Origin of the sequence: Paenibacillus mucilaginosus 3016 (assembly GCF_000250655.1) — a bacterium.
Classification (GTDB): Bacteria; Bacillota; Bacilli; order Paenibacillales; family NBRC-103111; genus Paenibacillus_G; species Paenibacillus_G mucilaginosus.
This window is the reverse complement of record NC_016935.1, coordinates 5,656,026-5,668,634: the sequence shown is the minus strand read 5'-3', so window position 1 is coordinate 5,668,634 and position 12,609 is coordinate 5,656,026. Positions and strand designations below refer to the sequence as shown.

Annotated in this window: 13 protein-coding genes; 12 read left to right on the top strand and 1 reads right to left on the bottom strand. The window is 59.1% G+C overall.

Translation table 11 applies throughout. The features are described 5' to 3' along the window. Positions 1 to 15: 15 nt before the first annotated feature. The 7 genes from PM3016_RS23110 (at position 16) to dnaN (ending at position 6,832) form a co-directional block, all read left to right on the top strand. Positions 16 to 669, top strand: a complete 654-nt coding sequence (locus PM3016_RS23110; RefSeq protein ID WP_014371151.1) for a nitroreductase family protein — start codon at positions 16 to 18, stop codon at positions 667 to 669. Between the two features lie 12 nt (positions 670 to 681). Continuing rightward, positions 682 to 1,701 (top strand): LLM class flavin-dependent oxidoreductase, encoded by a 1,020-nt coding sequence (locus PM3016_RS23105; protein WP_014371150.1) that lies wholly within the window; start codon positions 682 to 684, stop codon positions 1,699 to 1,701. Between the two features lie 385 nt (positions 1,702 to 2,086). Next, complete coding sequence (locus PM3016_RS23100; RefSeq protein WP_238540302.1) at positions 2,087 to 2,503, top strand: hypothetical protein; 417 nt, start codon at positions 2,087 to 2,089, stop codon at positions 2,501 to 2,503. Further along, positions 2,500 to 3,042 carry a hypothetical protein gene (locus PM3016_RS23095; protein WP_014371148.1) on the top strand — a complete coding sequence of 181 codons (543 nt, stop codon included), beginning with the start codon at positions 2,500 to 2,502 and terminating at the stop codon, positions 3,040 to 3,042. Before PM3016_RS23100 ends, PM3016_RS23095 begins: the two co-directional genes overlap by 4 nt. A gap of 174 nt (positions 3,043 to 3,216) precedes the next feature. Next, positions 3,217 to 4,203, top strand: a complete 987-nt coding sequence (locus PM3016_RS23090; protein ID WP_014371147.1) for a lipoate--protein ligase — start codon at positions 3,217 to 3,219, stop codon at positions 4,201 to 4,203. A 1,189-nt stretch (positions 4,204 to 5,392) separates the two neighbouring features. Then, a complete protein-coding gene (locus PM3016_RS23085; RefSeq protein ID WP_014371146.1) occupies positions 5,393 to 5,656 on the top strand; it encodes a hypothetical protein in 264 nt (87 codons plus the stop codon). After that, positions 5,657 to 6,832, top strand: a complete 1,176-nt coding sequence (gene dnaN / locus PM3016_RS23080) for a DNA polymerase III subunit beta (protein WP_014371145.1) — start codon at positions 5,657 to 5,659, stop codon at positions 6,830 to 6,832. It abuts the gene before it with no gap. Between the two features lie 122 nt (positions 6,833 to 6,954). Here dnaN and PM3016_RS23075 read toward each other — a convergent pair whose 3' ends face one another. Beyond that, positions 6,955 to 7,143, bottom strand: coding sequence for a hypothetical protein (locus PM3016_RS23075; protein ID WP_041619223.1), 189 nt, complete (start codon positions 7,141 to 7,143; stop codon positions 6,955 to 6,957). 422 nt (positions 7,144 to 7,565) lie between these two features. Here PM3016_RS23075 and PM3016_RS23070 point away from each other — a divergent pair, with 422 nt between their 5' ends. From PM3016_RS23070 to deoB, 5 genes are all read left to right on the top strand, one after another. Beyond that, positions 7,566 to 8,504: a sugar-binding transcriptional regulator gene (locus PM3016_RS23070; protein ID WP_013918990.1), complete on the top strand. Its 939-nt coding sequence runs from the start codon at positions 7,566 to 7,568 to the stop codon at positions 8,502 to 8,504. A gap of 405 nt (positions 8,505 to 8,909) precedes the next feature. Beyond that, positions 8,910 to 9,575 carry a deoxyribose-phosphate aldolase gene (gene deoC / locus PM3016_RS23065; RefSeq protein WP_014371144.1) on the top strand — a complete coding sequence of 222 codons (666 nt, stop codon included), beginning with the start codon at positions 8,910 to 8,912 and terminating at the stop codon, positions 9,573 to 9,575. Positions 9,576 to 9,609: 34 nt separating this feature from the next. Continuing rightward, entirely contained in the window at positions 9,610 to 10,008 is a 399-nt protein-coding gene (locus PM3016_RS23060; RefSeq protein WP_013918987.1) for a cytidine deaminase, read from the top strand. A gap of 159 nt (positions 10,009 to 10,167) precedes the next feature. Continuing rightward, positions 10,168 to 11,346 carry a NupC/NupG family nucleoside CNT transporter gene (locus PM3016_RS23055; RefSeq protein ID WP_013918985.1) on the top strand — a complete coding sequence of 393 codons (1,179 nt, stop codon included), beginning with the start codon at positions 10,168 to 10,170 and terminating at the stop codon, positions 11,344 to 11,346. Between the two features lie 41 nt (positions 11,347 to 11,387). After that, a complete protein-coding gene (gene deoB, locus PM3016_RS23050) occupies positions 11,388 to 12,575 on the top strand; it encodes a phosphopentomutase (protein ID WP_014371143.1) in 1,188 nt (395 codons plus the stop codon). Positions 12,576 to 12,609 lie beyond the last annotated feature (34 nt).

Genomic DNA, 12,609 nt, shown 5'->3' with positions numbered 1-12,609 from the left:
GAGGGTGGATTCCATATGGAAACAACGGCAGATCAAACGAAGGTTCGTGATTATTACAGCGTGGTGCGAGAGCGCCGTTCGGTACGGCACTATGACCCGACCGTCAAGATTTCGCGCGAAGAACTGACGGAGATGCTCGAGGAAGCGGTGCTGGCCCCGTCGAGCTCAAACCTGCAGCCTTGGCGTTTTCTCGTTATTGACGAGCAGCCGCTGAAGGAGAAGCTGCTGCCGATCGCCTTTAACCAGCAGCAGGTAGTGGATGCCTCGGCCGTCATTGCAGTGCTCGGCGACAAGAACGCCTACCTTCAGGCGGAGGCGATCTACCAATCGGCCGTGGAGGCCGGCTACATGGATGAAGAGCGCAAGCAGCTGTTGACGGGCCATGCCCAAGCGTATGAGCGCATGGGAGAAGACGGGCGCAAGGACGTCGTCCTTATCGACGGCGGTCTGGTCTCGATGCAGTTCATGCTCTCCGCCAAGGCTCGCGGCTATGATACCGTACCGATGGCCGGCTACAACGCGCAGCAGTTCCGCGAAGCGTTCGGCATTCCGGATTCGTATGCGACGGTGATGCTCATTGCGGTTGGCAAAGCGTCCCAGCCGGGCCATCCCACGACCCGGCTGCCGATCGGTGACGTTACCTCCTGGAACCGCCTCGAATCGAAGTAAGGGGCTGGTGATATGAACCTTCACTTGAGCGTACTCGACCAATCGCCGATCCCCGAGGGGAGCACGGCCGGAGAGACGCTGGCTGAGACCGCCCGCCTTGCGAAGGAAGCCGAACGGCTCGGCTTCCGCCGCTTCTGGGTATCCGAGCACCACGCGGCGGGCAGTCTCGCGGGCTCGAGCCCCGAGGTGCTGATCTCGCACCTCGCGGCGGTGACCTCCCGCATCCGCCTCGGCTCCGGCGGTGTCATGCTGCCGCATTACAGCGCCTACAAGGTCGCCGAGAACTTCCGGCTGCTTGAGGCGCTGTATCCCGGCCGGATCGATGTCGGCCTCGGGCGCGCGCCCGGCGGCATGCCGCTGGCGACCCGGGCGCTGCAGGAGGGCCGGGCGGCGGACATCGACCGCTACCCCGAGCAGGTGGCGGACCTCTCCGCCTACCTGCGGGACGCGCTGCCGCCGGGGCACCGCTTCGCCGGGCTGAAGGCCTCGCCGGTGATTCCGTCGGTGCCGCCGCTGTGGCTGCTCGGCTCGAGCGATGAGAGCGCCCGGATCGCCGCGGAGCAGGGCACGGCCTTCGCGTATGCCCACTTCATCAACGGCTACGGGGGGCCGGAGGCGGTGCGCCGGTACCGCGATCACTTCCGCCCGGCATCCGAAGGGGACCGGCCGCAGTCGCTGGTTGCCGTCTTCACGGTCTGCGCCGAGACCGATGAGGAGGCGGAGCGGCTTGCCTCGTCCATGGACCTGAGCTTTCTCTTCCACGAGAAAGGGGTCCAGCGGCCGGGCATCCCGTCGCCGGAGACGGCGGCGAATTATCCGTATACGGCGTACGACCGTATGCGCATCGAAAGCAACCGCAGCCGGATGATCGTCGGCTCGGTGACAACGGTGAAGGCGAAGCTGATCGAGATGAGCGAACGTTACGGAACGGATGAGCTCATGATCGTGACGATCATGCACGACTTCGAGGCCCGGCTGCGGTCGTACCGGCTGCTCGCCGAAGCGTTCGGGCTGCCGCAGGCTCCGAGCTGATCCTGCTGCTGCCGGCCGGTGAGGAAGAGAGCCACCCTGAGGAAGAGGGTGGCTCTTTGGGCTGTCCGGCTGCGGGGGCGGGATAAGCTTCTTTCTTATCCGGCCCGGCTGCTTGCCTGTGACGTTGTTGTAGTTACGGTCCAGACGGCACCCGGGCGTGCCGGGCTGGCCGTTCACCTTGGCTTGCACCTCGCCGTGTACACACGAGGCCGGACAATGCGCCTGCCCAAGAGCGGAATCCCTCCCGACTTCCCCCCTCATGAATGATTTTCCTGCCAGCATGTAACAATACCAAGTGAGAATCAACAGGCCGCTGGGGGGGATATGAGTGGGATTCGCATTCTTTTTCTTTATAGCTTGGCTTACAGTCGCAGCGTTCGGATTCATGAAGAAGCAGTTGACGCTGGTCGAGAACACCGTTGTGCTGCTGCTGATCACGGTGATCAGCATCAACTGGTCCTGGATTATCTTTGAAGAGCTGAAGCTGGTAGTGATCTCCCGAGAACCTGTCAACTATACGGCCTTCCTGATCCACCGCAGCATCACCGTTCCCCTGATTGTTGTGATCACGATCAATCTGGTGAAGCGGATGGCGACGAATCACAGGGCTTGGCTTATGGTGGTGGGGGCCGTCCTGCTCCAGTTCGTCTTTGTCCTGCTCGGACGCTTTTTCGGGATCTCCCACTCGGTTCATTGGAATCTGACCTATGACCTCGTTTATTTTGCTGTGCTGCAGGTCATTGCTCATTACTTTTTGAAGTACTACCGCCATTTGGGCCGTAGAGGGGTGGAACGCGCATGATATTCTGGGGGAACTTCAATCTCAATGAGATCTCGCTGGTGGCACTCAATGCGGCAGCGTATCTGCTCCTCTTTTTGCTGCCCGGGCGATTAACGCCCCAGGTCCGGACGCTGAGTTTACTGTGGGGATTCACCATGGGGGTGATCTTTGATTTTACGATCGGCGGAGGCCTCGTCGATCTCTATATGGTGAACGATTCGAACCAATACGAAGCCTTTGACGTGATGTATTACTTCTTGTTTGCGCCCTTCGGGTATCTCTTCTTCTATTTCTATGAGGTCCTCGGGATCAACCGGCGCACGTTTATTCTGTACGTTGTGGTTTGGTCCGTCGTCGGTGTTGGGGCTCAATGGGGCACTACCCTGCTCGGGATCATTACATTTCAAAAAGGATTCCAGGTCGCTTACACGTTCCCCGTGTTTCTGATCACCCAGACCGTGTCGGGACTCTATCTTGAATGCGTCAAATCCAGACAGCCGGTCATGGCTCCCGCCAAGAAAAAGTCCGAGAGGTACGGGCTCAGTAGGAAGTTTACTTAGAGCAGCAGCAGCGGAAGAATGGGATGTTCTTCATCCGTGAAGAAACATCCTTTTGGCGTGCAGGTGATCAGGCGGAGCGGCCCGCATTCGTTCATACTTGCAGAGTTGTGGTATGATGGGTTCACTTCAATATTATCCGGTTCCGGGCTGGAACCTGCGAAAGGATCATAGGCGATGCTGTTTATCGATAACCGCGGCGGGACGGATCCCGCACTGAATCTGGCTTTGGAGGAATACGCGCTGCGCCATCTTCCGGCGGAGAACGATTACCTGCTTTTTTACATGAACGAGCCTTCGATCATCATCGGCAAAAACCAGAACACGGCCGAGGAGGTCAACCGCGAATATGTGGAGGAAAAAGGTATCCATGTCGTGCGGCGTCTGTCCGGCGGCGGTGCCGTATATCATGACCTTGGCAACCTGAACTTCAGCTTCATCACCCGCGACGACGGGACGTCGTTCCACAATTACCGCAAGTTCACCGAACCTGTGATCCGGGCGCTGCATGAGCTCGGGGTGGAAGCGGAGCTCAGCGGGCGCAACGACATTCAGGTCGGCGAACGCAAGATCTCGGGCAACGCCCAGTTCGCGACCCGCGGACGCATGTTCACCCACGGGACTCTGCTGTTCGATTCGCACATGGAGAATGTGGTCTCGGCCCTCAAGGTCAATCCGCTCAAAATCCAGTCCAAGGGCGTCAAATCGGTACGCAGCCGGGTGGCGAATATCTCGGAATTCCTCAGGGAGCCGATGACGATCGCTGCATTCCGGGCGCACCTGCTCCGGTCCATCTTCGGCGGGGCCGAGCCCACGGAGTACAAGCTCTCCGAGGAGCAGTGGGAGGGCGTGCGCCGTCTGGCGGAGGAACGCTACCGGAGCTGGGACTGGAACTACGGCCGGTCGCCGGCCTTCAATCTGCATAAGGCCGCCCGCCTGTCCGCAGGCACGTTCGACGTGCGGCTGGATGTGGAGGAAGGCCGCATCCGCGGCGCCGCGATCTACGGCGACTTCTTCGGCGTCGGCGACGCCAAGGAAGTGGAGGCGAAGCTGATCGGCGTACGGTATGACAGCGCGGCCCTGAAGGCTGTGCTCGAGGGCATCGATCTGCAGTATTACTTCGGCCCGGTGAGCCGGGAGGAGTTTCTCGACCTGCTGCTGTAAGCAGGGGCGCTGGGAAGGGGGGACGCAGCTGCCCCCTTGTTCTGCCTGCCTGTTGAAGCACAGTAGTGTGTATTAGCATTCTGTGTCCGCTGTCGCAGCGGAGATGTAAAATAGCGGAACTCTAATGCGTTAAGCGGGCAAATGGAGGGGTTCATTCGAGAATAGAGGAACTGAGGTTCGCTATTTGGTCGCAAGTGGGGCAGAAGCGGTGAGTTTCCGACATATAAGGCATCTGAGTTCCGTTATTTCATGGGAAATGCCGGGAAATACTCGGATAAGATACCTGAGTTCCGCTATTTCGAAATTCCCCATGGTCAAGCCGGCACAAGGAACTGCTTTCTCTAATCCAAAGGCGTAGTACCCTTTCGCTGAGCTTAGGAGTTGTTACGTCTGTCCCAAGCTGGGGTTATGCGTCCAACCGCGTCAAGAGAGTAGGGGCCGATGCAGAGTCAAACGAGTAACCTGTGAGCGGCACAGCAGCACTTGCTGCGAAACATTTCAACAATAGGTCAGTTGCCAGGACAGCCGCAGCCGGTCAACTCCTCTAATTGATGCACGTTTCCTAAGTCTGAGCTTGAGTGCGCCTCACGGCAAGCCTGTTTAGCATCGCCTCACAAGTATGCGTGACGAGCATGCCTGAGATGATTGCCTGACGAACATTCCCGCCGAGCATCACTGCCGAGCATCACTGCCGAGCATCACTGCCGAGCATCACTGCCGAGCATCACTGCCGAGCATCACTGCCGAGCATCACTGCCGAGCATCACTGCCGAGCATCACTGCCGAGCATCACTGCCGAGCATCACTGCCGAGCATCACTGCCGAGCATCACTGCCGCGCATTACTGCCGAGCATCACTGCCGCGCATTACTGCCGAGCATCACTGCCGCGCATTACTGCCGAGCATTACTGCCAAGCAATCTCTGACGTGTATCTCTAACGAGCGAGCCTCTGAAGCACTCCATACGAGCATGCCTCACGATCAAGCTTGACGAGCATATCCTGCTAGCTTCCCACACCAGCATCTTACTTTGGTCCTGTGAGATCGATCAATGGCCGCCTTCCTTGGCGGTCTTTTTTCTGCGGGGCTGGCACTTTTCGATTTACAAGAACCTTCCAATTGTGCTAAGGTAGATAGGAGATTCGACTTTGATATAAGTAACTAAATTCAAAATAACGAGGTGACGGCATGAAGGAATCCTCCATGAAGCTTGGGGAGCCGGAACGCGACGGGCAGCTGTCGATGAGATTTGCAAGAGGCGGGCCGCGCCGGGGGGCGGGGAGGAAGGGAATCGGCGAGACGAAAAAAATCTCGCTAACCCTCGCTCCGGGCACCTGGGAAGAGCTTGAAAGGCGCTGCGGGGAAGCTGGCGTATCCCGTTCGGAACTGCTGCGATCCATAATCGAAGCGGTTCTGACTCCCGAAGTCCCGGCAGTCAAGGGGGAGAACTGAATGCGGACCGTAATTGCCCAAGCTTCACTGCATGCTGCCCTGCAGCATGTAATGCCAGCCGCAGCGGTGAGTCCCGCCATACCGGCGCTCTCCGGAATCCGGCTGCAGGCCGATGCTGGAGGCCTGACCCTGACGGGTTCCAACGAGGTCACCAGACTGCAGTATCATATCCCGTCGGATGACCCAGCCTTATCCGTGTTAGAGGAGGGTGGAGCCGTAATCCCCGCCCGCCGGTTTGGGGATCTTATCCGGTACCTTGGGGAGGAGGCGGTTGCGCTGGAGGCGGGCAAAGAGATGCTGCAGATCCGCACCGCCGGGACTGTCTGCCGCCTGGCCTTGGCTGCCCGGGATGCTTCGGAGTTCCGGGAAGCCTTCGATCTGACGGACGTTGTCCGGATTCGAATTTCCAACCGGGATTTGAAGAGGATGGTGAAGCAGGTGAGCTTCGCGGCCGCTTCGTCCGAGGCCCGGATGGTGCTTACAGGGGTCCTGTGCAGAGTCGATGGAAGCAGGCTCAGTCTTACGGCGACCGATGGTATCCGGCTGGCTTTCTGCAGCAGTGAACTGGAGGACTCGGCCGGGGAGATGGGTCCTTCGGCCGTGATTCCGGCGAAATCTCTCAGCACCTATGCCCAGATCCTCGGAGATGCCGGTTTCAGCCGGATCTCAATCGGAACCAACGCGGTGGAGCTGGAATCGGGCCGCTTCCGTATGCTGTCTTCCCTGCTTGGAGGCGCTTATCCTTCCGTGGACGGACTGAAGCCGGCACGGGAGCTTACAAGGGTCACGCTGCACACAGCCTCGCTTCTGCAAGCTGTGGAGGGGGCGTCTGTGCTCTCGGGAGACCAGCAGCATCTCATGCTGCTTACCGTCAGCCCGAAGCAGGCCATACTGTCTTCCACCAGTTCAGGAACCGGTGAGATGCAGGTGACCGTTCCGTGGGACGGACCCGTGTCCGGCATCCCTGCAGCGCCGCTCACGGTTTCCTTTAATGGGAAATATATGAAGGAGATGCTGAGGAGTATCGCCAGCGACCGTGTCCAGCTCGTGCTCGCGGGGCCGGACCGACCGATCGTCCTTGAACCGGTGGACGACAGGCCGGGGGCGGAGGCCTATTACCTGCTGACCCCCATCCGGACGCCGGCAGTACTAGCCTCCCCGACCTCGCCAGCTTGAGGAACTCGCCAGCATCTCCAGCTTGCTGAGTTTGACCTGTTTAGACTGGCTTCGCCGGCTTACCAGTTCTAAAGGGATTATAACGGCTTGACGAGCTATTCAACTTCACGAGCTCGCTGGCTTCACAAGCACGCTGACTTTACGAGCATCACCGACTCGACCAGCATGCCCGCTTTTCCTGGCTTGACCAAAGTCACCAGCACCACCAGCACCACCAGTCTCACCGGCACCACCAGCACCACAAATGCCAGATCCTTGGGAGCTCCGACGAAGGGTCGAAAGACAATTACGCTCTGAAGCTGAAAATGCATGGCTCAGCCCGACCAGCCTCGCCCGCGAAGCTGCCTTTACTTAAACTCACATCCTCCGTACAGCAGCCACACACTTTTTTCTCGCCGGGCGGTTTACCTCCCGTTTTTCGTGGCGATACTGCACTTAAGAACATGCTGTCATGACGGCAGCCGGCTTCCTTCGGCACCGCACGAGCGGACCGGAGGGAGTGGACGGCCCAGCGGACAACATGTTTTTTTGCCGTTTCGGCAGCTGAACAAATGCATATCGATTTCCAAACATTCCGTCCATGCCGCTTCAGTTTGTGCGTATTTCACTCCGATGGATCGAGGGCTTAGCGAATCTTTCGGTTCCGGATCTCTCGAAATCCGAATGGTGATCCTGTATAATAGAAAGAGAGAAGGCTTTCATACAACTTTTATACGGACAAGTGGGTTGAGCTATGGATAACGAGAAACAGCGTTTAAGCATCGAAGCGGCCAGATTGTATTATTTGTCCGACTATGGGCAGCAGGACATCGCCGTCCGGCTCGGGGTATCCCGGCCGACCGTCTCCCGGCTGCTGCAATATGCCAAAGATCAGGGGTACGTGCGCATTACGATCGTCGATCCGCTGGAGGATCTGGACGCGATGGGGGACCGGCTCAAGCTGAAGTTCGGCCTGGATACGGTGCATGTCTGCTATTCCCCGCTGAACGAGTATACGGAGATCCAGAAGAATATCAGCAAGAAGGCCGCGGAATATATCCAGGAGACCGTGCAGGACTCCGATATCATCGGCGTGACCTGGGGCACGACGATGCATGCGGTCGCCCTTCAGCTGCAGCCGAAGTCGGTGCGGGGGGTGGAGGTCGTCCAGCTCAAAGGAGGCGTCAGCCACTCCCACGTCAATACGTACGCGGCCGAAATCGTCAATCTGTTCGCCGAAGCGTTCCATACGATGCCCCGGTATCTGCCGCTTCCCGTCATCTTCGACAATACGGAGGTGAAGCGGATGGTCGAGGAGGACCGCCATATCCAGCGGATCATTGAACTCGGCCGCCAGGCGAATATCGCCGTCTTCACCGTAGGGACGGTGAAGGAGGATGCCCTGCTGTTCCGGCTCGGCTACTTCAACGAAGACGAGCAGAAGCTGCTCCAGCGTACGGCGGCCGGAGACATTTGTTCCCGCTTCTTCGACGCGGCCGGCGAGCTCTGCTCCCGAGAGATCAACGACCGGACGGTCGGGATCGACCTGGCGGACCTGCGCCGCAAGGAGAAGGCGATCCTCGTCGCCGGCGGGCAGCGCAAGATCGATGCGATCCGGGCCGCCCTCATCGGCAAGTATGCGAATATTCTCATTACCGATCAATTCACCGCCCAAGCGCTACTGGGTGAATAGAATCACGGACCTGCCGCCTGCCCTGCGGCAGGTTTTTTTCTGCTTTTTTGTGCTCCATCCCGCCGTTAAATTTGTTCCCGTTCAGGACATATGTCCTGGATTCCTCTCTTCGGACATGCCAATATAAGCTTCACCCGACAAAAGTTCCGCGGGCAAAACCTGCGATCTTCTCCGGGAAGCAGAGAGGAAGCACGTGGGAAGTGGGCCGTACGATGTATAGAAGAGGAGGCTGCGTCGGATGATAGGAAGGCATGGCCATTGGTTCGCCTTGATATGAACGTAATTTCAATTACATATTTACATATGTTCAAGGTCGTGCTATGATGGGTCCATATTCCAATACCCGGCCCTCGTTCAAGTGAAGCGAGAGAAGAGCGGCGGGATCATCCAAAGGAGAGAGATCTTATGAATTTGGCAGGCATGATCGACCACACATTGTTGAAAGCGGATGCGACGCAGGCGGAAATCACGAAGCTGACGGAGGAAGCGAAGAAATATACGTTCGCCTCCGTATGCGTGAACCCGACTTGGGTGGCCTATGCGGCAGAGCAGCTGGCAGGCACCAAAGTCAAGGTATGCACAGTGATCGGCTTCCCTCTCGGGGCGTCCACTCCGGCAGTGAAGGCTTTCGAAGCGGCCGACGCGATCGCGAACGGGGCAACGGAAGTGGACATGGTGATCAACATCGGCGCGCTGAAGGACGGGAACAACGAGCTTGTGGAACGCGATATCCGCGGCGTAGTGGAAGCGGCCAAGGGCAAGGCGCTTGTGAAGGTCATCATCGAGACAAGCCTGCTGACGGACGAGGAGATGGTGCGCGCATGCGAGCTCTCCGTCAAGGCCGGAGCCGACTTCGTGAAGACGTCCACCGGCTTCTCGACCGGCGGAGCCACACCGGAGGATGTCGCTCTGATGCGCCGTACGGTAGGCGAAGGGACGGGGGTCAAGGCATCCGGCGGCGTGCGCAGCCGCGAAGACATGCTGAAGATGGTGGAAGCGGGTGCGACCCGGATCGGCGCAAGCTCCGGAGTCAAGATCATGGAAGGCGGCCAATCGGCTTCTTCTTATTAATAAGGGGCATGAGCTAGTCAAGGAGGCATACCGGGTGAAAGAACAGCTGATTCAAGAAGCATTGGAAGCACGGAAGGCGGCCTATGTGCCGTACTCGGGCTTCAAAGTGGGTGCGGCCCTGCTGGCCGGGGGCAAGATATACCGGGGCTGCAACGTGGAGAACGCCTCCTATGGACTGACCAACTGCGCGGAGCGCACGGCGGTCTTCAAGATGGTCTCCGAAGGGCATCAGCGCATCGAAGCGATCGCCGTAACAGCCGATACGGACGGCCCCGTATCCCCATGCGGCGCCTGCCGCCAGGTACTCGCCGAGTTCTGCGAAGCAGGCACGAAGATTTACCTGACGAATCTGCACGGAAACACCGAGGAGTGGACGATGGAGAAGCTGCTGCCGGGTGCCTTCCGGGGCACGGATATGACCCGCCAGGGCTGAGCCGGACAAGCGGTCAGAACTGCACCATCCTCACGAAAAAAAAGAATGATCCCGCCCGGGATGCTTCTTTTCAGGGCGTTGTAAGCGCTTAAAGAAAAGGGCGTGCCCGTGCGGGAGGACATCCAGGGATGAATTATTACATCAGTGGGAGAAAATAACATGAAATATCTTATCGCCCTTTTGGGCCTTCTCGTCGTCTTCGCCATGACCTATGCAGCCTCCAACAACCGCAGCGGCATCCGCTACCGTCCGCTGATCGTCATGGTGGTGCTGCAGGCGGTGCTGGCTTTTGTCCTGCTCAACACGGGGGCGGGTGAATTCCTGGTCGGCGGCTTCGCCGGGGTCTTCGAGCATCTGCTGTCCTACGCGGCGGAGGGGATCAACTTTGTCTTCGGCGGCATAGCCAATGAAGGTCAGGGACCGTTCTTCCTGAACGTGCTGCTGCCGATCGTGTTCATCTCCGCCCTCATCGGGATTCTGCAGTACGTCAAGGTGCTGCCGTTCATCATCAAGTACATCGGCCTCGCGCTGAGCAAGATCAACGGGATGGGCCAGCTGGAATCGTACAATGCCGTGGCTTCCGCGATTCTCGGGCAATCCGAAGTGTTCATCTCCGTCAAAAAGCAGATGGGCCTTCTGCCGAAGCATCGGCTGTACACCCTCTGCGCTTCCGCGATGTCTACCGTCTCGATGTCGATCGTCGGCGCCTACATGCAGATGATCGAGCCGAAGTACGTCGTCACGGCCTTGGTGCTCAACCTGTTCGGGGGCTTCATCATCGCTTCGATCCTCAACCCGTACACCGTTACGGCAGCGGAAGATCTGCTCGAGGTGCAGGAGGAAGAGAAGCAGTCGTTCTTCGAAATGCTGGGTGAATACATCCTCGACGGCTTCAAGGTCGCGATCGTGGTCGGTGCGATGCTGATCGGATTCGTGGCGCTGATTGCGCTCGTCAACGGCATTTTCCAGGGCATCTTCGGGATCACGTTCCAGCATATGCTCGGGTATCTCTTCGCTCCGTTCGCCTTCGTGATGGGCGTCCCGTGGGCGGAAGCCGTCGCAGCGGGCAGCATCATGGCCACCAAGATGGTGTCCAACGAGTTCGTGGCCATGCTCGATCTCGGCAAGACAGAAGGGCTGTCCGCACGCACCACCGGCATCGTGTCCGTCTTCCTCGTTTCCTTCGCGAACTTCTCATCCATCGGGATTATCGCAGGCGCGGTCAAAGGGCTGCATGAGAAGCAGGGGAACGTGGTTGCCCGCTTCGGCCTGAGACTGCTCTACGGAGCAACGATGGTCAGCGTATTGTCAGCGGTCATCGCGGGGTTGTATCTTTAAAGCAGACACATATCTTGGAAGTACGAAAGGGGTAGAGGCTAATGAGCTCAACTTTCCAAAGAATTCACGTGGTGGTTCTGGACTCCGTGGGCATCGGTGAGGCGCCGGATGCGGCGGCATTCGATGACGTGGGAGCCGATACGCTGGGCGCCATCGCCCGTACCCGCGGCGGATTGAACATGCCGAACATGGCCGCTCTCGGCCTCTCGAACATCCGGACCATCGAGGGCGTGCCGGCCGCTTCCCGGCCGAAGGCGTTCTACGGTCTGATGCAGGAAGCGTCGAGCGGCAAGGATACGATGACCGGCCACTGGGAGATGATGGGCCTGCACATCGCCACGCCGTTCCGCGTGTTCGAGCACGGATTCCCGGACGAGCTCATCTCGCGCATTGAGGAACACACCGGGCGCAAGGTGATCGGCAACAAGCCGGCCAGCGGCACCGAGATCATCGACGAGCTGGGTGCGGAGCACATGGAGACCGGGGCGCTGATTGTCTACACCTCGGCGGACTCCGTGCTGCAGATCGCAGCGCACGAGGAGATCGTGCCGCTCGACGAGCTGTACGCGATCTGCAAGTTCTGCCGCGAGATCACGCTCGACGATCCGTACATGCTCGGCCGCATTATCGCCCGGCCGTTCATCGGACAGCCGGGCAAGTTCTCCCGTACGGCGAACCGCCACGATTACGCGCTGAAGCCGTTCGGACGCACGACGATGAACGAGCTGCAGGACAGCGGATTCGACGTGATCGCCATCGGCAAGATCTCCGATATTTTCGACGGGGAAGGGGTTACGAAGGCGGTGCGTACCGTGTCCAACATGGACGGGATGGACAAGCTCGTGCAGGTGCTCGGTGAACCGTTCAAGGGGCTCAGCTTCCTGAACCTCGTCGACTTCGACGCGCTGTTCGGCCACCGCCGCGACCCGCAGGGCTACGGCCAGGCGCTCGAGGAATTCGACGCCCGCCTGCCGGAGGTGTATGCCAAGCTGACGGACGAGGACCTGCTCATCATCACGGCGGACCATGGCAACGACCCGACGTTCAAGGGAACGGACCATACCCGGGAATACGTGCCGCTGCTCGTCTACTCGCCGCGCTTCAAGGATGGCGGCCGCGAGCTTCCGCTGCGAAGCACGTTCGCGGATGTGGGCGCCACGGTGGCCGACAACTTCGGCGTGAAGCTGCCGGATCACGGTGTCAGCTTCCTGGGCGAGCTCAAGGGCTGATCGGCTGCTGCAGCAGGGAAACGAATCAACATAC